Source organism: Bradyrhizobium sp. USDA 4461 (genome assembly GCF_054055655.1).
The window spans coordinates 5,365,543-5,388,786 of the sequence record NZ_JBSRXM010000001.1; the positions used below are offsets into that span (position 1 = coordinate 5,365,543).

Annotated in this window: 20 protein-coding genes; 12 read left to right on the forward strand and 8 right to left on the reverse strand. The window is 63.9% G+C overall.

Translation table 11 applies throughout. The features are described from left to right. Positions 1-440: 440 nt before the first annotated feature. The 5 genes from ACVINW_RS24850 (at position 441) to ACVINW_RS24870 (ending at position 7,524) form a co-directional block, all read left to right on the forward strand. Positions 441-1,565: a calcium-binding protein gene (locus tag ACVINW_RS24850; RefSeq protein WP_456753738.1), complete on the forward strand. Its 1,125-nt coding sequence runs from the start codon at positions 441-443 to the stop codon at positions 1,563-1,565. Positions 1,566-1,786: 221 nt separating this feature from the next. After that, complete coding sequence (locus tag ACVINW_RS24855) at positions 1,787-2,548, forward strand: hypothetical protein (protein ID WP_456753739.1); 762 nt, start codon at positions 1,787-1,789, stop codon at positions 2,546-2,548. A 29-nt stretch (positions 2,549-2,577) separates the two neighbouring features. After that, positions 2,578-3,909, forward strand: coding sequence for a glycosyltransferase (locus ACVINW_RS24860; protein WP_456753740.1), 1,332 nt, complete (start codon positions 2,578-2,580; stop codon positions 3,907-3,909). Further along, positions 3,881-6,055: a type I secretion system permease/ATPase gene (locus tag ACVINW_RS24865; RefSeq protein WP_456753741.1), complete on the forward strand. Its 2,175-nt coding sequence runs from the start codon at positions 3,881-3,883 to the stop codon at positions 6,053-6,055. The genes ACVINW_RS24860 and ACVINW_RS24865 overlap by 29 nt, the downstream gene beginning before the upstream one ends. Next, the gene (locus ACVINW_RS24870) at positions 6,055-7,524 is read left to right on the forward strand and encodes an HlyD family type I secretion periplasmic adaptor subunit (protein WP_456753742.1); all 1,470 of its coding nucleotides are present in this window, start codon (positions 6,055-6,057) and stop codon (positions 7,522-7,524) included. The genes ACVINW_RS24865 and ACVINW_RS24870 overlap by 1 nt, the downstream gene beginning before the upstream one ends. Before the next feature lie 71 nt (positions 7,525-7,595). On the opposite strand, the gene ACVINW_RS24875 is transcribed toward ACVINW_RS24870, so the two are convergent. From ACVINW_RS24875 to ACVINW_RS24885, 3 genes are all read right to left on the reverse strand, one after another. Then, entirely contained in the window at positions 7,596-8,390 is a 795-nt protein-coding gene (locus ACVINW_RS24875) for an IclR family transcriptional regulator (protein WP_456753743.1), read from the reverse strand. 215 nt (positions 8,391-8,605) lie between these two features. Beyond that, a complete protein-coding gene (locus ACVINW_RS24880) occupies positions 8,606-10,324 on the reverse strand; it encodes an FAD-dependent oxidoreductase (protein ID WP_456753744.1) in 1,719 nt (572 codons plus the stop codon). A gap of 10 nt (positions 10,325-10,334) precedes the next feature. Further along, positions 10,335-11,534 carry an ABC transporter substrate-binding protein gene (locus ACVINW_RS24885; RefSeq protein WP_456753745.1) on the reverse strand — a complete coding sequence of 400 codons (1,200 nt, stop codon included), beginning with the start codon at positions 11,532-11,534 and terminating at the stop codon, positions 10,335-10,337. A gap of 351 nt (positions 11,535-11,885) precedes the next feature. On the opposite strand from ACVINW_RS24885, the gene ACVINW_RS24890 reads away from it, so the two are divergent. Next, positions 11,886-12,815, forward strand: a complete 930-nt coding sequence (locus ACVINW_RS24890) for an aspartyl/asparaginyl beta-hydroxylase domain-containing protein (protein WP_456753746.1) — start codon at positions 11,886-11,888, stop codon at positions 12,813-12,815. Between the two features lie 89 nt (positions 12,816-12,904). Here the strand turns inward: ACVINW_RS24890 and ACVINW_RS24895 are convergent, their stop codons facing one another. Together ACVINW_RS24895 and ACVINW_RS24900 are read right to left on the reverse strand one after the other, a co-directional pair. Further along, on the reverse strand, positions 12,905-13,060 hold the full coding sequence (locus ACVINW_RS24895; protein ID WP_456753747.1) for a hypothetical protein: 156 nt from the start codon (positions 13,058-13,060) through the stop codon (positions 12,905-12,907). Between the two features lie 335 nt (positions 13,061-13,395). Beyond that, a complete protein-coding gene (locus ACVINW_RS24900) occupies positions 13,396-14,733 on the reverse strand; it encodes an MFS transporter (protein ID WP_456753748.1) in 1,338 nt (445 codons plus the stop codon). A gap of 381 nt (positions 14,734-15,114) precedes the next feature. Between ACVINW_RS24900 and ACVINW_RS24905 the strand changes: the two genes are divergently transcribed. Beyond that, entirely contained in the window at positions 15,115-16,812 is a 1,698-nt protein-coding gene (locus ACVINW_RS24905) for an NAD-dependent malic enzyme (protein ID WP_456753749.1), read from the forward strand. A gap of 116 nt (positions 16,813-16,928) precedes the next feature. On the opposite strand, the gene ACVINW_RS24910 is transcribed toward ACVINW_RS24905, so the two are convergent. Next, complete coding sequence (locus ACVINW_RS24910) at positions 16,929-18,032, reverse strand: trypsin-like peptidase domain-containing protein (protein WP_456753750.1); 1,104 nt, start codon at positions 18,030-18,032, stop codon at positions 16,929-16,931. 216 nt (positions 18,033-18,248) lie between these two features. Here ACVINW_RS24910 and ACVINW_RS24915 point away from each other — a divergent pair, with 216 nt between their 5' ends. Further along, positions 18,249-19,595, forward strand: coding sequence for an MFS transporter (locus tag ACVINW_RS24915; RefSeq protein ID WP_456753751.1), 1,347 nt, complete (start codon positions 18,249-18,251; stop codon positions 19,593-19,595). Continuing rightward, positions 19,570-19,998, forward strand: coding sequence for an SPW repeat protein (locus ACVINW_RS24920; RefSeq protein WP_456753752.1), 429 nt, complete (start codon positions 19,570-19,572; stop codon positions 19,996-19,998). The genes ACVINW_RS24915 and ACVINW_RS24920 overlap by 26 nt, the downstream gene beginning before the upstream one ends. Positions 19,999-20,001: 3 nt before the next feature. Here the strand turns inward: ACVINW_RS24920 and ACVINW_RS24925 are convergent, their stop codons facing one another. After that, positions 20,002-20,181 (reverse strand): hypothetical protein, encoded by a 180-nt coding sequence (locus ACVINW_RS24925; RefSeq protein ID WP_456753753.1) that lies wholly within the window; start codon positions 20,179-20,181, stop codon positions 20,002-20,004. 294 nt (positions 20,182-20,475) lie between these two features. Here ACVINW_RS24925 and ACVINW_RS24930 point away from each other — a divergent pair, with 294 nt between their 5' ends. Further along, positions 20,476-20,697, forward strand: coding sequence for a hypothetical protein (locus tag ACVINW_RS24930; protein WP_456753754.1), 222 nt, complete (start codon positions 20,476-20,478; stop codon positions 20,695-20,697). Between the two features lie 178 nt (positions 20,698-20,875). Further along, the gene (locus tag ACVINW_RS24935) at positions 20,876-21,142 is read left to right on the forward strand and encodes a hypothetical protein (RefSeq protein ID WP_456753755.1); all 267 of its coding nucleotides are present in this window, start codon (positions 20,876-20,878) and stop codon (positions 21,140-21,142) included. Positions 21,143-21,204: 62 nt separating this feature from the next. On the opposite strand, the gene ACVINW_RS24940 is transcribed toward ACVINW_RS24935, so the two are convergent. Then, the gene (locus tag ACVINW_RS24940; RefSeq protein ID WP_456753756.1) at positions 21,205-21,906 is read right to left on the reverse strand and encodes a fumarylacetoacetate hydrolase family protein; all 702 of its coding nucleotides are present in this window, start codon (positions 21,904-21,906) and stop codon (positions 21,205-21,207) included. 147 nt (positions 21,907-22,053) lie between these two features. Here ACVINW_RS24940 and ACVINW_RS24945 point away from each other — a divergent pair, with 147 nt between their 5' ends. After that, positions 22,054-23,241: a dipeptidase gene (locus tag ACVINW_RS24945; RefSeq protein WP_456753757.1), complete on the forward strand. Its 1,188-nt coding sequence runs from the start codon at positions 22,054-22,056 to the stop codon at positions 23,239-23,241. The last annotated feature ends 3 nt before the right edge of the window (positions 23,242-23,244 follow it).

The following is a 23,244-nucleotide window of genomic DNA, read 5'->3' on the forward strand; positions in this document are numbered from 1 at the left end:
AGCCCGGATATTGACGGAGCTGTTCCATGGTGCGTAGCGACATGGCCTTCTGGTCGGTCGAACCAAGTGTGAGCGCGACCACATTAATCGGCGATGATTTCCTCTATTGTTAGCAGGCAAGACAGGCTCCGGGACTCTGTTGCCGAGCCGCGTGCACTGTTCCAAGCCGGACCGCACATCTTCGCAACTCCGGCACTTGGTGCCAACGCCGGTCACCCAGCTCCACCGCCGGCTTTGGAAGTTAAGGTAGGTGTTTTTTCGTTTCCATTGAACCTCGCACCCAGCGCCGATACCAAAACAGTTGGATGCTAGGTTAACGGCTTATTTTTACGCCCGGCCTCTCGAGGCCGGTTCGTCGGGCAGCTCTTAATTTTATTCTGCTGCTGCCTTCGTGTTTTTTGGCTGGCTCGACCGAGAGCCCATATTGACGGAGACATTCTATGCCCGTGTTTTACGGCGACAGCACTGACAACAGCGTCAGCTCCACAGCTGGTTATGACTCACTCTACGGCGGCCAGGGCAACGACACGCTGGGTAGCAGCATCGTCGGTTTCGACTACTGGGAAGGCGGCCAAGGTAACGACTACCTGTACGCCCTGTGGACAAGTCCTGCTTGGGGCAACTTCTATGGCGGCGACGGAAATGACTGGATCCAGGGCGGCAATAGCGCCGTCGTTCAGCAGGAGTACGGTGGCGCCGGCGACGACTATATCAACGATGATACGTTCGGCCTAACCACTCAGGCCCACATAATCGACGGCGGTGCCGGCCGAGACGCACTGTATGGTTCGAATGGTAACGATACGATCTTCGGCGGCGACGGCAATGACAGCGGCGCCAATATCGTGGCCGCCGGCATCAGTGTCGCGCCTGGTCTGTACGGCGGTGCGGGTGACGATGTGCTGGCAGGCGGCGGTGGCGATGACCTGTTGTTCGGCGGCGACGGCAACGATCTGACGTACGGCGGCGACGGCAACGACACGTCATATGGCGGCAATGGCAACGATACGATGGTCGGCAACGACGGCGTCGATCTGATCGAAGGCGATGCCGGCGACGACTGGATCTATTTGAGCGCTGGCAATCTCAGCAACGCCTATGGCGGAGCGGGCAACGACGTCCTGATCGCCACCCAGGGTTCGGTGGTCGAGAACGGCGACGACGGCAACGACGTCCTGTACGGTGCCAAGGGCAATGATTATCTCTACGGCGGCAACGGCGACGACACCATGTACGGGGGTGACGGCGTCGACGTGCTTCTCGGCGGTGCCGGCAACGACTATTTCGATGGCGGCCAAGGCGTGAACTACTACTTCGGCGGCGGCGGCAACAACACGTTCGTCTCCAACGACGTGCCGAGCGTCCAGGTGGTCCAGGACTTCAACGCGGCCACCGATACCGTGCAGTTCAATGGTTCCGGCTTCACCTCGTTCGCGGACGTGCTGTCGCATTCCTTCCAGAACGGCGCGTACTTCGTCATCCAGGTCGACAGCGACACTGCGGTCTGGCTGAATGGGGCTACCGCATCGACGGTCACGGCGTCGAATTTCTCGATTGTCAGTTAACGCGAAATGGCCCGGGAGTACTCTCCCGGGCCCTTTTCGCGGCCGCAACCGGAGCTGGATGGTCCACGACCCCCGGTTTCAGACCGAAAGCGCCCGTCCGCTCTCGAAGCGGCCGGGCGCGGAGTGTTTCTCACCGTGTTTTTGCGGAGGTGGCTGCGGTGGGGGTGTCAATTGCAGGGGCCGGCCCAGGCAATCTATGATGGCCGGCAGAGGTTCAGGGGATGTTTGATTTTTTGAAGAAGAAGGTATCCCTCAGCCGGGCTGTCGAGGTCGGCTGGACGCTTGATACCACCAAGGCCACCTTCATCTGGGAGGCGCCGAGCCGGCTCACCCGGGAAGAGAAGCGCACCTCGCACGCCAAGAGCGTGTCGTTCTGCCCTGCCGTGATCGATCACGACTCGCGGATATTCCAGGTCAATTGCCCCGTCGACATTCAGATCCGTATCGAACTCGATCCGAAGACCAACGAGCCACGGCTCCGCAGTACGGCGGGCGACATGGCCACGATCCGGCCCAAGGCGCTTGCGGAACTGGTCCGGCTCAATTCCCCAAAGGAATGGCGGCATCCCAAGCGGCCGATTCTGCAAATTGCGAGCCCCTACATCTTCCTGGCCGATGAACTCGCCTACATGATGCAGTTGCCCGCTTTCAATCACTACTATTCGACGCCGTTGCCGGGCGTCATGATCGGCGGCCGACTGCCGATCCATATCTGGCCGCGTCCGATGATGTGGGCGTTCGAATGGCACGATATCAGCAAAGAGCTGGTGTTGAAGCGCGGCGACCCGTGGTTCTACGTTCGCTTCGAATTCCAGGATCCGACCCGGCCCGTTCGTCTGGTCGAGGCGGACATGACGCCACAGCTGCGCGAGTACATGCAGGGCGTATCCTCGGTGACCAACTATGTCAGCCGGACCTATTCATTGTTCGAGACCGCCAGATCGCGGCGGCCGAAGACGTTGCTTATTGAGAAGCAGCGCTAGGAAAATCATTTCAAACCGAACATCAGATCATGCGCGTTCTTTTCATTCACCAGAACTTTCCGGCGCAGTTCAGACACATCGCGCAGCTCTTGAAAAAGTCCGGCGACGACGTCCTGGCGCTCTGCGATAGTCGTAACACCAGGCCGGAAATCGTGCCGGTCCGGCGCTACCGCTTCAATGAAGCGAATATTGGCAAGCCCTCTCCGCTAGCGGCTTCCTTCTCGCAACACGTGGTGCGTGGACGGCATGCCGCCGACGAAATGCTGAAGTTGAGGGATCAAGGGTACGTTCCCGATCTCGTCTTCGGCCATGTCGGATGGGGCGAAGCGCTCGCGGTGCGCGACGTCTGGCCGTCGGCGAAGCTCGCGGTCCACGCCGAGTTCTATTATTCGGCCGACGGGGCCAATATCGGTTTCGATCCCGAGTTCCGCGCGACGTTGACGTTCAACGAACGCTATGCCGCGCGCCTGAACAACGCGCCGATCCTGCTCTCGATGGCCGACGCCGACGCCGCGGTCGCTCCGACGGAGTGGCAAAGGGCGCGATATCCCTCGCATCTGCAATCGAAGATCCAGGTGCTGCACGAGGGCATCGACACCGACGTCGTGGCACCCGATCCGGCAGCGACCTTCGTGCTGCCGAACGGCCGGACGCTCGGCGCCAAGGACGAAGTCATTACCTTCGTCAACCGCAATCTCGAACCCTACCGGGGTTATCATATTTTCATGCGATCGCTGCCGGCGATCCTCGCGGAGCGAAAGAACGCCCAGGTGGTGATCGTGGGAGGCGATGGCGCGTCCTATGGACCGCGGCCGCGGGACGGCCGCAGCTGGAAAAACATCTTCCTGGAAGAGGTCCGGGATTCGCTGCCGCTCGATCGGGTGCATTTCGTCGGATCGATCCCGTACGACAGATTCGTCGCGCTGATGCAGATATCGAGCGCGCACCTCTATCTGACCTATCCGTTCGTGCTGTCCTGGTCGATGCTGGAGGCGATGAGCGCCGGCGCGCTGGTGATCGCCTCGAAGACGGCGCCCGTCGAAGAGGTGATCGTCGACGGCGAGAACGGACTGCTGGTCAATTTCTTTGACGCGGAACGGCTCGCCGAGCTCACGATCGAGGCGCTGGCGGCGCCGTCGCGGTTTCAGGGCCTGCGGAAAGCTGCGCGCCGCACCATCGTCGATCGGTACGATCTGAAGCGGCGCTGCCTGCCGGAATGGATGGAATTTGTTCGACAGTTCGATCCGGCCAGGCCCGGCAAACCGGCAAGAGCAAGCGTCGAACGGGTCCTTGGTGTTGAAAGCGGTATTGCGGTGGTAGCAAGGGATAGTCATGACGTTGCAATCAGCAATCCGCGATGACGACGCTCCGGCGTCGGTCGAAAAGGTCGACACGGGCCTGTATTCCGTGGCGCTGGTGGCGGGCTATTTCCGCATCGCCGCCGATCCGCGGCAGCTCGGCCACGAACTGGGGCTGGCCGGACGGATGGCCGAGTCCGCGGACCTCGTTGCGGCCGCAAAACGTCTGGAGTTGAAGGCGCGCTGGATCACCAACGCCACGGCGAAGCGTCTGACAAGGTGTCCGTTGCCGGCCATTATCGGACTCAAGGAAGGCGGCTTCCTGGTGCTCGCGCCCGGCGCCAAGACCGGCCAGTTCCGTCTGGCCGACCCTGTGCGGCGCGCCACCGCCGAAGTCGATCTCGAGCAATTGTCCCAGCAATGGAACGGCGAGATCGTGCTGGTCACGCGGCGGGCCGGCGGCGCCGGCATCGATCCGAAGACGTTCGGATTCAGCTGGTTCCTGCCGTCGATCTGGCGTTACCGGCGCGTGCTCTCGCACGTCTTGCTGGCCTCGTTCTTTGTGCAGATATTCGGCCTGATCACGCCGCTGTTCTTCCAGCTCGTGGTCGACAAGGTGCTCGTTCACAAGGCGATGTCGACGTTGATCGTGCTGGTCGTAGGCATGGTGTCGCTCGGCCTGTTCGAGGCGACGCTGCAATACCTTCGGACCTATGCCCTGAGCCATACCACCAACCGCATCGATGTCGAACTCGGGCGGCGGCTGTTCCATCATCTGTTCCGGCTTCCGATCGCCTATTTCGAGACCCGTGCAACAGGCCAGACGATCGCGCGCGTGCGCGAGCTCGAGACCATCAGGAACTTCCTCACCGGCCAGGGACTGACGTCGCTTCTCGACCTGTTCTTCACCTTTGTCTTCGTCGGTGTCCTGTTCCTCTATTCCGTGCCATTGACGCTCGTCGTGCTGGCGACGCTGCCGCTCTACATCCTCATCGCGGGCCTGATCCGCCCGTTTCTGCGCGAGAAGATCCGGGAGAAATTCAATCGCGGCGCACGTAGCCAGCAATTCCTGGTCGAGTCGATCGTCGGCGCGCTGACGCTCAAGGCCGCCAGTGTCGAGCCGATCATGCAGGCGGAGTGGGAAGACCGGCTGGCCGCGTATGTACGCACATCCTTCGAAGCGTCGATGCTGGGCTCCCTCGGGCAGAATCTGATCCAGTATGTCGGCAGGCTCACCACGGCGATGATCCTGCTATTTGGCGCGCAGGCGGTGATCTCCGGGTCGATGACGGTCGGCGAATTGATCGCCTTCAACATGATCTCGAGCCAGGTCCTGCAGCCGATCTTGCGGCTGTCGCAACTGTGGCAGGATTTGCAGCAGGTTCAGGTGTCGGTCGAACGACTGGGCGACATTCTCAACACGCCGGTCGAGCCGATTCCGGCAAGCCTGCCGACGCTGCCGCCACCGAAAGGCGATATCGAGTTGCGCGAGGTCTCGTTCCGCTATCAGCCTGGCCGCCCCGAGGTTCTGCGCAACGTCTCGCTGCGGTTGAAGGCCGGCGAAGTGATCGGGATCGTCGGGCCATCAGGCTCGGGCAAGTCGACGTTGACCAAGCTGATTCAGCGGCTCTATCTGCCGGAGCGTGGCCAGGTTCTGCTCGATGGCGTGGACGTGGCGCAACTCGACCCGAGCTGGCTGCGCCGGCAGATCGGAGTCGTGCTGCAGGAAAACCTGCTGTTCAACCGGACGATTCACGAGAACATCGCGCTGGCCAACCCCGCCATGACGCGTGCGCAGGTGATGCACGTCGCGCGTCTGGGCGGTGCGGACGAGTTCATCGGTGCGCTGCCGCAAGGCTATGACACGATGATCGAGGAGCGCGGCAGCAACCTCTCGGGGGGGCAGCGTCAACGCATCGCCATCGCCCGAGCGCTTGCGACCAACCCGCGGATCCTGATCCTCGACGAAGCGACAAGCGCGCTCGATTACGAGAGCGAACGCATCATCCAGAACAACATGCGCGCCATCACCAAGGGGCGTACCGTCATCATCATCGCGCACCGACTCGCCGCGGTGCGGCCGTGCAACCGGATCATCGGCATGTCCGACGGGAAGATCGTCGAGCAGGGAAATCACGACCAACTGATTGCAAACAGCGGCAGCCTTTACGCGCGTCTGTGGTCGCTGCAGAATGATTGGACAAAGTGATGGGCAAGGACGTCACGCCGGTTCGCCAGGCTCTCTTTCCGTTCAAGTCGGACGTTCGCGGTCCCGACCGCGAGTTCCTGCCGTCCGCGCTCGAAATCCTGGAAACTCCTGCGTCGCCGGTCAAGGTGGCGCTGATGCTCACGATCTGCGCATTCGTGGCAGCGGCGCTTGCCTGGTCGGTGTTCGGCAAGCTGGACGTGCATGCCGTGGCGCTCGGTAAGATCGTTCCGTCCGGCCAAACCAAGTTCATCCAGCCTTTCGATCCGGGTACCGTGGTCTCGCTGTCTGTGACCAACGGAATGCATGTCGAGCCCGGGCAGGAGTTGATGACATTTGATGCCGCCGAGGCAGAGGCCGAGGCCAGGCGGCAAAGCGAGGCGGCGAGCGCGCTTCGCGCGGAGGTCGCGCGGCGGAAAGTGGCGATCGATCAGGCCAAGGCCTGGCCGCTCAAGCCGCTGCTTCCGGTTACCGAGATCGAATGGCAGGACGATGTACCGCCCGGTTTCCGCGGCCGTGAGACGCGTGTCCTGGCGGCGGACGTGTCCCAGCTCGCCGAGACGCTCGGGACGCTGGAGAAGCAGATCGCGCAGAAGCACGCGACCCGAGAACGTCTGAACATGAGCATCGCCTATCAGACCGAACTGATCAAAACACTGCAGGACCGCGTGGCGGTTCGCGAGGCATCACTCAAGCTCGAGGTCGGCACCAAGATCAACCTGTTTGATGCGCTGGAGTCGCTGGACAAGTCACGATCGTCGCTTGCCAGCGACAAGGGCCAGCTGCTCGAGACCGAGGCCGCGATCGCCGAACTGGGAGCCGAGAAGGACAAGGATCTCGCGACTTTCATCGCTGACAACAGCACGAAGCTTGCCGACGCCGAGAAGAAGCTCGACGACGCCGTGCAGCAATATGCCAAGGCCAATACCAAGCTGGCCCGCACCAAACTGCTTGCCCCGACCTCCGGAACCGTACAGGGGCTTGCCGTCACCACGCTCGGCCAGGTGGTCACCACCGGCCAGCAGCTCCTCAGCATCGTCCCGGACGGCGGGAAACTGCAGGCCGAGGTCTACGTCTCGAACACCGATATCGGGTTCGTCAAAGTCGGCCAGGACGTCGTGGTCAAGGTCGATACCTTCCCGTTCACCCGCTTCGGATCGCTGCACGGCAAGGTCATCAACGTGGCCAATGATGCGATCGATGAACAGACCGCTCGACGCCAGCAGGCCAATCCGACCAGCACCGTGAATGCGATGGCAAACCAGCCGGGCGCGCCGGGGCAGCCGCAGAATTTCGTCTTCCTCGTCACTATAGCGCTGGAGGAGACGGCGATGAAGATCGATGATGCCATCATCCCGCTCACGCCGGGCATGACCCTGACCGCCGAAGTCAAGACCGACAATCGCCGCATCATCAGCTATCTGCTCTCGCCGCTTACAAAGGTTACGTCCGAGGCCTTCAGGGAGCGCTGAGCCAATACTCCCTCCGCTCCGCATGCAGCATAACGAGAAGGCCTTCTCCCGACCGGAGGGGGCAGCCTCCATCAGCTTGATGTCTGCACCGTGCTGTGTCCGAGTTGCCGCGAGATATCGCCGGCACAGCTGCGCAGGGCGGTTGCGATCGCGCTGTCCCAGCCCGCGTCGAAGGTGCCTTCCGGGCCCATCGCGGTGATGACCAGCGCGACGTGGCCGGCGTGATCGAACACCGGCGCGGCGAAGGCGTTGACGCCGGGCAGGGGATCGCCGATCGCGCGTGCAAGGCCGCGGCTGCGGACCTCGGCGAGCAGCTCCGTGATCTTGGCGCCGGCGGTCTCACGCTTCGGATTGAAGCCGACGCCGAGGCGGTCGAGGCCGCTGTCGAGCGCGGTCCTGATCGCGTTCGGCGGCATGAAGGCGGCGAAGGCCCGGCCGGTCGCGGTCTCCAATAGCGCGACCACCGACCCGACGCGCATCGCGATGTGCACGGGATGGCTCGGCTCCTCGAGCCGCACCACGGTCGCGCCGTGGGTGCCCCACACCGACAGCGACACTGCGTGATTGATGCTGTCGGCAAGGGCGGCGATGCGCGGCGTTGCGATCCGCACCGCGGACTGCCGGCGCAGGCTGATCAGCCCGAGCTCGAGCGCCAATGCACCGATCTCGTAACGGCCGGTGGTCTCGTCCTGTTCGATCAGGCCGATGCGGGAAAAGCTGACGAGATAGGGATGGGCCTTGGCCGGTGGCATGCCGGCCTCGCGCGCGAGATCGCGCAGCATCATCGGCTCGCCGCTGCGCGCGAGCGCGCGAAGCAATTCTCCGCCGACCTCGATCGACTGTATGCCGCGGCTTTCTCTGGCCATGTGCCCCTGTTCGCGTTCGTGCTGTCGCAATTAGCAGGAAACCATGCCGTCCGCGAGACGCGTGACGGCACCACAATCCTGGCGCACTGCATCCGTCTTTCTCCGTCATCCTGAGGAGCCGCGAAGCGGCGTCTCGAAGGATGCACGGCCACAGTCGGGCCGTCGACCCTTCGAGACGGCCGCGTTGCGGCCTCCTCAGGGCGACGGGAGTCGGTTCATGCTGCGTTTCGCTCCTCCATTGCACCCGCGAGGTGCTTGCCCGCGATATAGCCGAAGGTCAGCGCGGGGCCGAGCGTGATGCCGGCGCCGGGATAGTTGCCGCCCATGATGCTCGCCATGTCGTTGCCGGCCGCATAGAGGCCCTCGATCGGCTGGCCGTCGGCGTCGAGCGCACGGGCATTGGCGTCGGTCCGGATTCCGGCATAGGTGCCGAGATCCCCGATCACCATCTTGATGGCGTAGAACGGCCCGTGCTGAATCGGCGCGATGCAGGGATTGGGCCCGTGCAATGCGTCGCCCTGGTAGCGGTTGTAGGCGCGTGAGCCCTTGCCGAAGGCGGGATCCCGCCCTTCGGCCGCGGTCATGTTGAACTCGGCGACTGTTGCCTCGAGGGCTTTTGCATCGATGCCGGTCTGCGCGGCAAGCTCCGCGAGCGTCGCGCCGCGTTTCAGGTAACCGGTCTTGAGATGATGGCCGAGCGGCATCGGCCGCGGCGGCACGCAGCCGAGGCCGTATTTGCGCAGCGTCGCATGATTGCATACGAGGTGCGCTGCGATCTCCTCGCCAGGCTTCGCCGCCTTGATCATCGCCTGCACGAAGTCGTGGTAGGAATTGCCTTCATTGGCAAAGCGCTTGCCGTCGGCCATCACGGCGATCACGCCGGGCTTGGCGCGGTCGATGAAATGCGGCATCACGCCCTTCGAGCCGTCCTTGCGCGTGGTGACCGAGACCGGCACCCAGGCCGCAGCATTCGGCAGCGAATCGTCGATGCGGCCGCCGGCGGATTCCGCAAGCCGCAGGCCGTCGCCGGTGTTGCCGGGCGGGCCCGGCGAATAATGCTCTTTTCCGGTGGGCGCATGCGGAAACATCTTCTGCCGCCGTGCGACGTCGTGCGGGAAGCCGCCGCAGGCGAGCACGACGCCACGCCTCGCGTCGACGCGGATGGCACGGCCCTCGCGCACGACCACCGCGCCGCGCACCACGCCGTTCTCGACGATCAATTCGCGCACCGGCGAGTTGAGCCAGAGCGGGATCTTGAGGTCGAAGGCGGATTTCGCCAGCCGTCCGGCCAGCGCATTGCCGTTGGTCAGGGTCATGCCGCGGCCGTTGCGCATCACGTCGATGGCGTGCTTCGACAATCGCTTGGCGACATAGGCCGCCGAGCTCAGCGACCGCGTCGCGCGCATGAAATGCACGATCTCCTTGCCGGAGCCGAGCATCATGCCGAACACGGTGAGCTCGGGCAGGGGGCTGCCGAGATCCTTGAGGGCCGGCCCAAGCTCGTGGGCATCGAATGGCCGCGTCACCATCGAGCGGCCGCCCTGCGCGCCGCCGGGTGCTTCGGCGTGATAGTCCGGGAAGGTCAGCGGCATGTCGAAGCGAACCGCGGTGCTGGTCGTGAAGAAGTCGACCGCCTTCGGTCCTTCGGTCAGGAACGCATCGACGCGCGCGGCATCGAAGCTGTTGCCGGCCTCGTGGCGCAGATAGGTTTTGGCCTGGTCAGGGCTTTCCTCGATGCCCCAGGCCTTGGCCAGCGAGGTGCCGGGAATCCACAGCCAGCCGCCGGAGCGCGCGGTGGTGCCGCCGAAGCGTGGCTCCTTCTCGACGACGAGGACCTTCAGTCCGTGATGGCCGGCGGTGACCGCCGCCGACAGCCCGGCGCAGCCGGAGCCGACGACCAGCGCGTCGCATTCATAGGTTTCTTCGTGGGCCACGCGATCGATCCTATTTCTTGAGCAGCGGGCACTTCGACTCGGAGACCGGACGGAAGGCGTCCTCGCCCTTCACCGTCTTGATGATGTCAAGATAGTCCCACGGCTCCTTAGATTCCGAGGGCTTCTTCACCTTGGCCAGATACATGTCGCGGATCACGCGGCCGTCCTCGCGCAGCTTGCCGCCATGCACGAAGGTGTCCTCGATCGGCAGCTCGCGCATCTTGGCCATCACCGCCTTGGGATCATCGGTGCCGGCGGCCTGGATCGCCTTCAAATAGTGCAGCACCGAGCCGTAGACGCCGGTCTGGATCATGGTCGGCATCACGTTGGTGCGGGCGAAGAATTTCTTCGACCAGGCGCGGGTCTTCTCGTCCATGTTCCAGTAGGACGCCGTCGTCATGTAGGTGCCTTGCGCGGCGTTGAGGCCGATCGCATGCACGTCGGTGTCGAACATCAGGAGGCCGACCAGCTTCTGGCCGCCCCGCACGAGGCCGAACTCGCCGGACTGCTTGATCGAATTGTCGGTGTCCTGGCCGGCATTGGCGAATGCCACTACATCGGCCTTCGAGCTCTGCGCCTGCAGTGCAAAGGAGGAGAAGTCGGCGGTGTTGGTCGGATGCTTGACGCCCCCGAGCACCTTGCCGCCCATCTCGTTGATGAAGCGCGTCGCATCCTTCTCGAGCTGCTGGCCGAAAGCGTAGTCCGCGGTGATGAAGTACCAGGACTTGCCGCCTTCCGCGATCACCGCCGACGCCGTCACCTTCGAAAGCGCGTAGGTGTCGTAGGTAAAGTGCACGGTGTTGGGGCTGCACAGCTCGTCGGTCAGCGAGCTCGCGCCGGGACCGGACAACAGCGCAATCTTGTTGCGCTCGCGCACCATGTTGTGCACGGCGATCGCGATACCGGAGTTGGGAATGTCGACGACGGCGTCGACCTTGGTGTTGTCGAACCAGCCGCGCACGATCTGGACCCCGACGTCGGTCTTCATCTGGTGGTCGGCGGAGATGATCTCGATCGGCTTGCCGAGCACGGTCGGGCCGAATTCCTCCACCGCCATCTTGGCCGCCTCGACCGAACCGGGACCGGAATTGTCGCGTCCCCAGCTCGACAGGTCGGTCAGCACGCCGATGCGCACGACGTCATCGGAAATCTGGGCGTGCGCGGCCGTGGTCATCGCCGCGAGAATGGCTGCCGCCAACAAATGTCTCATCATTCCTCCCTGGATGTCCGCATCTTCGGCGGTTCATCTTACGATTAGGAATTATCTAATAAGTTTGTCAATGGCAAATCATCGTGTGGGAATGTTGCCACAAGATACTTCTTCGAATGAGGCGGTGCTTCACATTTGGTGAGTAGACGCTTACATGGCTCATCCGGGATGGCACGGCAGCAGGCTTTCGGCTCGCGCCAGAGCTTGCTGAAGTACCAAGTTACTATGAAACAGGGGATTTTCGCGGAACGGTAGCGCGCTTCGCCGCCCTGACTGAGCCACCCGTCACGGGGGAAGGCTGCAGGGGGCGGCGCATCAAGGGCGTCGGCGGGCTGCGATCATAGACGGATCATGTTGAGACAGCTCTTCGCGCCGCAGCTCGTCATTCTTTACGTGCTGGTGGCCTCCACACTCTACGTCCACTTCCGCGGCAAGCAGCGGCTCCGCTTCGCCCGCCAGCTCGGCGATCACTCGACCTATCTCGCGCCCTACAATGTGCTGATGTATGCGGGCTCCGCGGTGCCCAACACGCCGGTGATTCCGGTCGAGCAGTTTCCCGAGCTCAAAATGCTCTCCGACAATTGGCAGACGATCCGTGACGAGGCTACGCGGCTGTTCGACGAGGGCTTCATCCGCGCCGCCGCCAAGAACAACGACTGGGGCTTCTATTCGTTCTTCAAGAGCGGCTGGAAGCGATTCTACCTGAAATGGTACGACGACTTCCTGCCGTCGGCGCGCACGCTGTGCCCGCAGACGGTGGAGCTCTTGAACTCGATCCCGAACGTGCACGGCGCGATGTTCGCGATGCTGCCGCCCGGCGGCAAGCTCGGTGCGCATCGCGACCCCTTCGCCGGCTCGCTGCGCTATCACCTCGGCCTCGTCACGCCGAACTCGAATGAGTGCTGCATTCTCGTCGACGGCGTCGAATGCGTCTGGCGCGACGGCGAGGCCTTCATGTTCGACGAGACTTTCATCCACAGCGCCGAGAACAAGACCGACGTCAACCGCATCATCCTGTTCTGCGACGTCGAGCGTCCGATGAAGTATGGCTTCATGACCCGCATCAACCGCTGGGTCAGCCACAACATCGTCAAGGCGTCGGCGACCCAGAACGTCGACGGTGAGCATGTCGGCGCGCTGAACAAGGTGTTCGGGAAGCTCTACGAGATCCATCTCGCCAGCCGCAAGGTCAAGGAATGGAATCGGAACGTATATTACACGCTCAAATATTCCGCGACCGCGCTGATCCTCGGCCTGATCGTGATGTCGGCGCTGCGCTGATCGCCGCGGCGTTGCCACGTTGAAAGCAAAAGCCCCGGAGCATGCTCCGGGGCTTTTGTCTGCGGGATAAGCTGCGCGGCGCAGCAGCGTCAGTCGCGCTCGAAAACCTTGGCGCCGGGGTAGACGCGCCGGGCGTACGCGACCACCCACTCCCGGTCCTGGGTCTCCAGGAACGGCGTTCGGATCTTGCACGACCCGATGATGAGGTGCCACAGGCCGTCCAGCTTCTGAATGTTGACGATCATCGGAGTGTTCCTCGTAGATCCCGCGTTCCAGGTGGCATTTGCTTGTCGCGATCGTTTCGCGACTCACGCTTCGGAGCAGTGATCCCGATCACGGAACTCATGCGCATCCGTTGACGTAGCTGCGAGTTTAAGAATCGCCTGCCACCGCTCAACTGTACACGCGTCAGCACAGGACATCACAACGAATGAGAACGGCATACCAAGGTATGTTGTGGACGCGCCGATCCTCATGCCGCGGTGACGTCGAATGCGCGCTGATGTGAATGCGTAAGATGCGGTAGGGCGGATTAGCGAAGCGCAATCCGCCCTACGATTTCTCCGCTGCCTGTTCGGAATTACGGTTCCCGATTCGCGCCGACGCCGAGTGAGCCGATGGCGTCGGCCGCGGCATCCATGTCGGCCGCCGTGATCGGCTGGTCGACGATGAACAGATAGCATCCGGCCGAGACGACGCCGATCAGGGCGCCGACGACCAGCGCCGGCACGAACGAACCGGTCGTCTGCACGATCAGGCCGGTCACGGTCGGCGCCAGCGCGCCGCCGAGATAGCCGCCGAAATTCTGCACCGAGCCGATCGAGGCGGTGCAATTGGTCGGGACCGCGACCGAGCTCAGAGCCCAGGCGCAGGTGCTGGTCACATAGACCAGGAACAGCGAGATCGAGATGAAGGCGATCGCCAGCGCGTTGCTCTCGACATAGGCCGCGGCCACCGTGCACGCGGCTGTGCCGAGCAGGGCGATCGCGGCCGGATAGCGCCGGCTCCGCAGCGGCTCGACGCCGTGCCGCACCAGGAAATCGGCGATGTATCCGCCGAGCACGCCGCCGACCACGCCGCAGGCGAACGGCACCGCGGCGGCCCATCCCGTGTACTTCACGCTCATATGGCGTTCGATCTCGAGATAACCCGGCAGCCAAGCGGTGTAGATCCAGGTCAGGTAGATGCAGCCGAAATAGCCGAAGATCATGCCCCAAGTGGTGCGGAAGCGGAACAGAAGCGACCAGTCGCGGAATGTGACCTTGGTGCGCCCGCCGGGCGGATCGGCTTGCGTCCGGTAGGCATTCTCCTGCGCGGTGAGCGCGACCTGCTCGGGATTGCGATAGAGCAGGTACCAGCAGGCGGCGACGACAAGGCCGGCGACGCCCATGATCACGAACATCGCGCGCCAGCCGAAGGTCAGCATCAGGTAGGTCAGCAGCGGTACGGCGATCGCGGTGCCGAGCGATGATGCGCAATTGAACACGCCGGTGGCAAGCCCGCGGTCACGCTGATTGAACCAGTCGCGGACCACGCGCGCGCCGGTCGGAAATTGCGGGGCTTCGCCGATTCCGAGCAGGACGCGGGCGCCGAAGAACTGGCCGAAATTCTGCACCAGCCCGCCGACGAGCTGCGCCAGCGACCACAGGCTGAGGCCCATGGTGAGCAGCAGGCGCGGGCCGAGCCGGTCGACCATCGCGCCGGTGGGGAGCTGCGAGAACGCGTAGGCCCAGAGGAACGCCGAAAGCAGATAACCCATGTCCGCAATGGACAATCCGAGTTCCTCGCGGATCAGCGGATTGGCCACCGCAAGCGTCGCGCGATCAATGTAGTTGACGACCCCGGCAACGACCAGCAGAGCCAGCGCGACGCGCTGAATCGATTTCAGACGTGGCGTCGCAAACTGCATTCCCGACATGATTCGTTTTTCCTCACCTGTTGTTTTGCCGGACAGTATCGGCGCAGCTGGCGTCGAACCAGAACGGAAGTTGCCAAGCCTGCGTTGCGATTTCGACATGGACGACATGTTGCTCGCGGTCCTGATCGCCTCTCCGCTACGACCATCGGTCTCGCGCTCGCGATGATGTGATTAGCAACCATGCAACGTTCCACAGGCGCATCGCAGCCGGCGCACGCAATCCGGGCATCGGTGCCGGCTTCATCGCACTGTCATCAGTGGCTGCGAGGCAACCGGCGCGGCCTCATGGCTTGACAAGAGCTGGCGAGCCGGGGTTCGGGTTCCGGTCGCTGGCGTCGAAGTGCTACAGTGCCGCTGACCTCCGTAGCGAAAGGCCTTGTCATGTCCGAGTCCACTGCAGATTTCGCCACCACCGCGCTGAGCGGCTATGAGCTGCTCGCCGACCCGCAGTTGAACAAGGGCACGGCGTTTTCCGAGGCCGAGCGCGAGGCATTCGACCTGCATGGCCTGCTGCCGCCCAACATCCTGACGCTGGACGAGCAGGTCTCGCGCCGTCTCGAGGCGTTGCGCGGCTACGAGACCGACATCGAGCGTTATGCCTTTCTGCGTGAATTGCAGGACACCAACGAGACGCTGTTCTACGCGCTCCTGGTCGGCAACTTGGAAGAGCTGCTGCCGATCGTCTACACGCCGACCGTCGGCGAGGGCTGCCAAAAATTCAGCCGGCTGTTTCGCAAGCCGCGCGGGCTGTTCCTCAGCATTCCTCACCAGCACCGGATCGACCGCATTTTCGCCCATCCGCGCTTCGATCACGTCGAGGCGATCGTCGTCACCGACGGCGAGCGGATTCTCGGCCTCGGCGACCAGGGCGCCGGCGGCATGGGCATCCCGATCGGCAAGCTCGCACTCTATACCGGCTGCGGCGGCCTGCATCCGGCGACGACGCTGCCGATCATGCTCGATGTCGGCACCGACAATCCGGACTGCCTGGCCGATCCGCTTTATATCGGCTGGCGCAACGAGCGCGTCCGCGGCCAGCAATATGATGACTTCATAGAGGCATTCGTCTCGGCCGTGATCAAGCGCTGGCCGCGCGTGCTGTTGCAGTGGGAGGATTTCGCCAAGAACAACGCGACGCGCATGCTCGAGCGCTATCGCGACCGGCTCCTCACCTTCAACGACGACATCCAGGGCACCGCGGCGGTGGCGACCGGCGCCTTGCTTTCCGCGATCAACGTCACCGGTGTGCCGCTGACCGAGCAGCGCGTCGCCGTGCTTGGCGCCGGCTCGGCCGGCTGCGGCATCGCCAGCCTGATCCGTGCCGCGATGATTGATGCCGGGCTGTCGGAGAGCGAGGCCGCAAAACGCTTCTTCATGGTCGACCGCGACGGGCTGCTGCTCGAAGGCATGAGCGGGCTCGCGCCGTTCCAGCTGCCGTTCGTCCAAAACAAGGAGGCGATCGCCGGCTGGCAGCTCAGCCATCCCGACAAGATCGCGCTGCTCGACGTCGTGCGCAACGCCAAGCCGACGGTCCTGATCGGCGTCTCCGGCCAGGCCGGCGCGTTCTCCGAGCCGATCGTGCGCGCGATGGCCGAGTGCAACAAGCGGCCGGTGATCTTCCCGCTGTCCAATCCGACGTCGCGCGAGGAGGCAACGCCTTCCGACATCGAAGCCTGGACCGAGGGGCGGGCGCTGATCGGCGTCGGCAGCCCGTTCCCGCCGATCATGCGCGACGGCGTGCGCTTCAAGGTCGACCAGACCAACAACTCCTACATCTTCCCGGGCGTTGGCGTCGGCGCGCTCGCGGTGGGCGCCAGCCGGGTCAGCGACGGGATGTTCATGGCGGCCGCCAAGGCATTGGCCAGCGCCTCGCCGGCGCGCAACAACCCGAAGCACAATCTGCTGCCGCCGGTCAGCGCGCTGCGCGAAGTCTCACAGACCGTTGCGCTCGCGGTGGCGTTGCAGGCGCACAAGGAAGGGCTCGCCAAGGATATTCCGATCGACCAGGTCGAAGCCCGCATCCAGGCCAAGGTCTGGACCCCGCGCTACGTACCGCATCGGCGCAGCGTGGCGGGCTGACGAGTAGCGCCATCCGTCGCGTATTGGCGCGATATGCGTCGGCTCAGAAATCCGCGTGTCCAAAGGGAGCGGTGAACCTTCGACGCCGCTCCTGCTCAACCTATTCGCATCAGGCGTTAGCGAAGCCAATTCCCGCTGGTCAGCGTGCCGCTTTGCTCCAGCGGCGGCGCCACCTTCACGACCGCGCTGCCGGTGGCACCGTCGCGCAGCAGTGTGAACTTCACCTCCTGGCCGATGCGGGCGAGGCCGATTAGATTGCGGAGCTGCGCCGCGGTGCGGATCGGGCGGTCGTCGGCCATGGTGATGACGTCGCCTTTGCGCAATCCGGCCCGCTCTGCCGGCGAATCCGCCGCGATTTCGGCGATCACGGCGCCTTCGGTGCGGCCCCTGTTGCTGGACGGATGGAGGTCCCGCAGCGCAACTCCAATCCGGCCACGCTCGACCCGTCCCGTGGCGATGATCTGCTCCATCACGCGCCGTGCCATGTTGACCGGGATCGCAAATCCGATTCCGACATTGCCACCGGCCGGCGAGATGATCGCCGAGTTGATGCCGATCAGCTCGCCGCGCAAATTGACCAGCGCGCCGCCGGAATTGCCGGGATTGATCGCTGCATCGGTCTGGATGAAATCCTCATACCCCTGCTTGCCTAGCCCGGTGCGCCCCAGCGCGCTGACGAGGCCCGAGGTCACGGTCTGGCCGAGGCCGAACGGATTGCCGATCGCGAGTACGAAGTCGCCGACCTCCAGTGCGTCGCTATCGCCGAGCGGCAGCGCCTTGAGTCCGCCAGGATCCTGGATCCGCAATACGGCGACATCGGTCGGCGGGTCGCGCCCGACCACCTTGGCGGAGAACTGACGGCCGTCCTTGGTCGTGATCTGGACGACCGAGGTGCCTTCGACCACATGATTGTTTGTCAGCACATAGCCGCGCTGCGCGTCGACGATCACACCCGACCCGGTGGCGTTGACCTCCTTCTCGATCTGCTTCGGGATGTCGAAGAACTCACGGAAGACCGGGTCACGGTAGAGCGGGTTGTCCTCGCGAATCCGGCCGTGCACGGAGATGTTGACGACGGCCGGGGTGATCTGGCGGACCAGGGGCGCCAATGTCGGGACCGAACCGCCGGTCCTGAGATCCGGGATCTGGCCCGCGGCAGGACTGGTCGCCGACAGCACCAGCAGCAAGACTCCGATCGAGAATGAACGCATGCGAGCCATCTTCGTCACCCCGTTTTTCGCGTAGGTTCGAATTTGGAAAACTTTGTGGCCGCGCGGCAAATGCTCGCCTCGACGCCTTATCCGGCAATGGCTCGACTAAAGTTTTAGCCGTTGCGTTCCCTTCAGTTGGAACTTCCGGTCCGCCGTATCGTTTGCGTTCAAACGACCCAAACGGTCAAAAATTCATCCGGGGGCTTGTCCAAGGGAGACGCCCCCATGGCAATATTTGGCCCATCAATTGGCCTCGACGCCAGCCAGCTCACGCCATCCGAACACCAGCTCCAGCTGCGCCGTGCGGTGATCGCCTCCACGGTCGGGACCGCGATCGAGTGGTATGACTTCTTCCTCTACAGCACCGTCACCGGCCTGGTGTTCGCAAAACTGTTCTTTCCGCATTCCGACCCCTGGGTCGGTACGCTGGAGGCATTCGCGATCTATGCGGTCGGCTTCGTCGCGCGCCCGATCGGCGCCGCGATCTTCGGGCATTATGGCGACCGCATCGGCCGCAAGTCGACCCTGATCGCGACGCTGCTGCTGATGGGCCTTGCGACCGCTGCGGTCGCATTGGTGCCGACCTATTCCAGCATCGGCATCTGGGGCGCGGTGATCCTCACCGTGCTGCGCTTCATCCAGGGCGTCGGCGTCGGTGGCGAATGGGGCGGCTCGGTGCTGATGTCGATGGAGTGGGCGCGCAATGATCGCTCCCGCGGCCTGGTCGCGTCATGGCCGCAGTTCGGCGTGCCCTGCGGGCTGTTCCTCGCCAACCTTGCCGTGCTGGCGTTCAGCCAGATGTCGGGCGAGCAGTTCCTGGCCTGGGGCTGGCGCATTCCGTTCGCGCTCAGCATCGTTCTGGTCGGAGTCGGTCTCTATATCCGGCTCGGCATTCTGGAAACGCCCGTGTTCAGCAAGCTGCTGGCCGAGCGCCAGCTCGACCGCACACCGATGCTGACCGTCATCCGCGATCATCCAAAGGAGATCCTGCTGTCCGCCTTCGCGCGGATGGCCGAACAGGCGCCGTTCTATATCTTCACCGCTTTCGTGTTTTCCTACGGCATCGGCACGCTGCACGTGTCGCGCGACTTCCTGCTGACCGCCGTGCTCTCGGCCTCGGTGCTGTCGTTCGTCTCGATCCCGGTGTTCGGGCACCTGTCCGACCAGATCGGCCGCAAGAACATGTACATGATCGGCGCGGTCGTGACCGGAATTTTCGGCTTCATCTATTTCGCAATGCTCAACACCGGATCGGCGGCGATCATCTTCCTTGCGATCGTGTTGTCGCTGATCCCGCACGACATGATGTACGGGCCGCAGGCCGCCCTGATCGCCGAGAGCTTCACCGGACGGCTGCGTTACAGCGGCGCCTCGCTCGGTTACCAGCTCGCATCTGTCATCGCCGGCGGACCGGCGCCGCTGATCGCGGCCTGGCTGTTCGGCAGCTATCATTCGGCAACCGCAATCGCGATCTATGTCGCGCTCTGCGCCGTCATCACGCTGGTCGCGACCGCGCTGATGACCGACTACACCGGCAAGGACATCAATGCCGCAGCCGCGCACCGGCGGTGAGTTCGAGACAGCAAGGGAGAAGACGATGGTGAAATGGCGCAAGGAATCGGCACTCGATCTCTACAACCTCGTCGCGGCGATCTTCCTGCTCGCTGCGCCGTGGCTGTTCGCACACGCCAACCCGACGGCCGCGATCGATCTCAGGATCAGTGGCGCCGCGATCGCGATCATGTCGCTGGCGGCGATCGCAGCGTTCTCAATCTGGGAGGAATGGATCAACCTGGTCGTCGGATGCTGGCTGATCGTCTCGCCCTGGCTGCTCGGCTTCACCCACACCCGCGCGATGCATTTTGCCATTGCGGCGGGTGCGGTAGTCGCGTTCATGGCGCTGCTCGAGCTGTGGCTCGAGTACGAGAAGACGCATCTCGGGTCGGCAGCGTCGCAGGCCACAGCAAAGCATTAGAAGCTAGCAGCCGCGGCAGATGCCTCTGATCTTCCGATCGACGATCGCGTCTTCCTGATCGATGGTCTGCTGCGACGCCGCTGCCGCGGGGATGTCGGCGGCGCGCGGCTGGCGATGGCCGACCGGCGCCGACCATGGCCGCGTCGCCGTCTCGTTTGATGCGTAGGCGCTAGGCTCCTGCACCGATACCTGTGCGAAGCAAGCTGTCGCCATTGTCGCAGACAGGATTGCGGCCAGGCCAACCTGCCTGCCAAGCCGCCGACAATTGCTCATGAGAATCTCCATACCGTCATCGCCGCGCTTGCAGGCGGCCCTGATGAAATGGAGTGCCTCTGTCGTTCCGATATTCCCGCTCGATGCGCGTGATGAAGCGCTCTCGGTTCGGTGATCGCACGTGATGAAATAATGATAGGGCGATGACGCTCCCTAGTCACAGGAGCCGAGCTTGGTCGGCTTCACCCATTGCGGAGAAACCCAATGACCAAATTGACCCTCGTGACGGTTGCTCTGGTTGCGGCAGCTGCGTATTCGGCTCAGGCGTCCGCCGCCGGCAGCAATGCTGCGGCGCGGCGCGCCCATGCTCAGGCGACGACACCGGTCAGCAGCAAGACCACCGATTGCGTGCGGGCGCCGAACGTCGGCTCGTTCGCAACCGCGCCCTTCACCGAACCGCCCTGCATGCCCGGCACGATGCGCTGAGTACACGCCGCGCAAAGCCCCGGACCTTTGGTCCGGGGTTTCCGGGACGATACAAGGGCGTCGGGAAGGGGCCGGGATTGAGCGTGACCCGCCTCACAGCCAGGCTGATGCGATCGTGTGACGACTGCGGCGTCGGAGCTGGTGCATGGTGCCCGGCCCGAGTTCAAGGAGACGTCGCATGACACGCAATTCGCTTCTTGCCTTCGTTGCCGTTGTCGCGTTCGGCGTGACCGCGCTGAACTCCGCGCAGGCGGGCAGACTTCCCATGGCGCCGCCGAAGAATGTGGGCGCGAAACTGCCCCCGGGCGGCTCGGGCGGCCCGCATCGTCAGCCGATCGATCCGTCGCCGGGCCTCGGAAGTGGTTATAGCGGCGACAGTGCCGGTGGCAGCGGAGGCGGCGGATATTTGGGCGACCCCAATCATCCCGGCCATGAGCAATTCTGAAAAAGCAAACGGCCCCGAACCAGGTTCGGGGCCGCAGCCTGATGATGAGGCGAATCCGGGGTCTATTCCGGCTTGCCGATCGTCACAGTGAGCTTGCCGACGCCGTCGACGCCGCATTCGAGCTTGTCGCCGACCTGCAGCTGCGAGACGCCCGCGGGCGTGCCGGTCATGATGAGGTCGCCGGCGGCGAGCTTCACCTGCTGCGACAGCTGCCAGATGATCTCAGGCACGTTCCAGATCAATTCGGTGAGGTCGCCCTTCTGGGCTTCCTTGCCGTTGACGGTGAGCCAGATCTTGCCCGCGGTCGGGTGACCGATCTTGGAAGCCGGCTGGATCGCGGAGCAGGGCGCCGAATAGTCGAACGACTTGCCGACCTCCCAGGGCCGCTCCTTCTTGCGCGAGGCGATCTGCAGGTCGCGGCGGGTCAGGTCGATGCCGACCGCATAGCCGTAGACATGCTCGAGCGCCTTGTCGGCGGGAATGTTCAGCCCGCCGCTCTTCATCGCCACGACCAGCTCGACCTCGTGATGCAGGTCCTTGGTCAGCGGCGGATAGGGGATCGTCGCACCATCAGGCACCAGCATGTCGGCATGCTTGCCGAAGAAGAACGGCGGCGCGCGCTCGTCATTGCCCATCTCCCTGATATGCTCGAGATAGTTGCGTCCGACGCACCAGATGCGGCGGACCGGATAGGTGCCGGATTCGCCGACAACGGGAAGCGAGGGCTGCGGGGGAAGCGGAATGACGGTGGAAGCGGCGTTCATGAACGGGTCCCGAAGGGTTGAAGGAGGCAGCGCGGGCCGTGTTTACGCGGTTACGGCGCTGGGGGCTAGGGGCTGCGGCTGCACCAGACGCAGATGTGAGGCGAGCTTTCCGCCGGGTGTGCCCATCGCTGGCCGGCGGTGATGCCGATGCGGAAATGGCTTTCCCTCGGCGTTGCGCTGGTCGCAGCGGTCCTGGTCGCCGCCGCCGTCCGTTTCTTTGTGATCACCCCGGAACGGATCGACCGCGGGCAGAACAAGGTCCAGCACGTGGCCGTGGACATCGCGCCCGCCGCACAGGCCCTGCAGGCGAGCCTCGATGTGGCGGACATGCATGCCGATAGCCTGTTGTGGAAGCGCGACCTGCTCGCGCGATCCGACCGCGGCCATATCGACCTGCCCCGCCTGATCGAGGGGCATTACGCACTGCAAGTGTTCTCGTCGGTGACCAAGTCGCCGAAGGGCCAGAACTACGACGCCAATGGCGGCGACAGCGACACGATCACGAACCTCGCGATCATCGATCTGCAACCGCCGCGGACCTGGTTCTCGCTGCTGCAGCGCTCGCTGTGGCATGCCGAGAAACTGCAAGGCTTCGCCGAGCAGTCGGCCGGGCGGCTTCGCGTGATCAGGACACCGGCCGATATCGATCGCCTGCTTGCCGACCGCACCAGCGGCGCGACGGTGGTCGGCGGCATGCTGTCGATCGAGGGCTTGCATGATCTCGAGGGCAAGATCGAGAATCTCGACGTACTCTACGCCGCCGGCTTCAGGATGGCCGGCCTCGCGCATTTCTTCGACAATGATGTCGCGGGCTCGATGCATGGCGTCGCCAAGGGCGGCCTGACGCCGCTCGGCCGCCGGGTGGTGCAGCGGATGGAGGCGATCGGCATGATCGTCGACCTCGCCCATGCCAGCCACGCGGCGGTTGCCGACGTGCTGGCGATGGCAACACGACCGGTTGTGTCAAGCCATGGCGGTGTTCAGGCGACCTGCAAGATCAACCGCAATCTCACCGACGACGAAGTCAGGGGCATTGCGCGTACCGGCGGTGTGGTCGGCATCGGTTTCTGGCAAGGGGCGGTGTGCTCGCTCGATCCGAGCAATGTCGCTAAGGCGATCGCCCATGTCCGCGACCTGGTCGGGATCGACCATGTCGGCCTCGGCTCGGATTTCGACGGCTCGACCACCACGGGCTTTGATGCCGGCGGGATCGTCGCCGTCACCCAGGCGCTGATGTCGCGCGGATTCTCCGATGACGACGTCCGCAAGGTGATGGGCGGCAACGTCCTGCGCGTGCTGCGCGCAGGCCTTGTCGCCAAGGACGACAGGCAATGAGCC

Bases quoted from the DNA above. Each gene is read 5' to 3' on its own strand.
- ACVINW_RS24945 (WP_456753757.1), top strand. From the start codon at position 22,054: ATGCGGAAATGGCTTTCCCTCGGCGTTGCGCTGGTCGCAGCGGTCCTG.
- ACVINW_RS24855 (WP_456753739.1), top strand. From the start codon at position 1,787: ATGTTTGATTTTTTGAAGAAGAAGGTATCCCTCAGCCGGGCTGTCGAG.
- ACVINW_RS24915 (WP_456753751.1), top strand. From the start codon at position 18,249: ATGGCAATATTTGGCCCATCAATTGGCCTCGACGCCAGCCAGCTCACG.
- ACVINW_RS24875 (WP_456753743.1), bottom strand. From the start codon at position 8,390: ATGGCCAGAGAAAGCCGCGGCATACAGTCGATCGAGGTCGGCGGAGAA.
- ACVINW_RS24935 (WP_456753755.1), top strand. From the start codon at position 20,876: ATGACACGCAATTCGCTTCTTGCCTTCGTTGCCGTTGTCGCGTTCGGC.
- ACVINW_RS24895 (WP_456753747.1), bottom strand. From the start codon at position 13,060: ATGATCGTCAACATTCAGAAGCTGGACGGCCTGTGGCACCTCATCATC.
- ACVINW_RS24860 (WP_456753740.1), top strand. From the start codon at position 2,578: ATGCGCGTTCTTTTCATTCACCAGAACTTTCCGGCGCAGTTCAGACAC.
- ACVINW_RS24910 (WP_456753750.1), bottom strand. From the start codon at position 18,032: ATGGCTCGCATGCGTTCATTCTCGATCGGAGTCTTGCTGCTGGTGCTG.
- ACVINW_RS24900 (WP_456753748.1), bottom strand. From the start codon at position 14,733: ATGTCGGGAATGCAGTTTGCGACGCCACGTCTGAAATCGATTCAGCGC.
- ACVINW_RS24905 (WP_456753749.1), top strand. From the start codon at position 15,115: ATGTCCGAGTCCACTGCAGATTTCGCCACCACCGCGCTGAGCGGCTAT.
- ACVINW_RS24920 (WP_456753752.1), top strand. From the start codon at position 19,570: ATGCCGCAGCCGCGCACCGGCGGTGAGTTCGAGACAGCAAGGGAGAAG.
- ACVINW_RS24865 (WP_456753741.1), top strand. From the start codon at position 3,881: ATGACGTTGCAATCAGCAATCCGCGATGACGACGCTCCGGCGTCGGTC.
- ACVINW_RS24890 (WP_456753746.1), top strand. From the start codon at position 11,886: ATGTTGAGACAGCTCTTCGCGCCGCAGCTCGTCATTCTTTACGTGCTG.
- ACVINW_RS24850 (WP_456753738.1), top strand. From the start codon at position 441: ATGCCCGTGTTTTACGGCGACAGCACTGACAACAGCGTCAGCTCCACA.
- ACVINW_RS24940 (WP_456753756.1), bottom strand. From the start codon at position 21,906: ATGAACGCCGCTTCCACCGTCATTCCGCTTCCCCCGCAGCCCTCGCTT.
- ACVINW_RS24930 (WP_456753754.1), top strand. From the start codon at position 20,476: ATGACCAAATTGACCCTCGTGACGGTTGCTCTGGTTGCGGCAGCTGCG.
- ACVINW_RS24885 (WP_456753745.1), bottom strand. From the start codon at position 11,534: ATGAGACATTTGTTGGCGGCAGCCATTCTCGCGGCGATGACCACGGCC.
- ACVINW_RS24870 (WP_456753742.1), top strand. From the start codon at position 6,055: ATGGGCAAGGACGTCACGCCGGTTCGCCAGGCTCTCTTTCCGTTCAAG.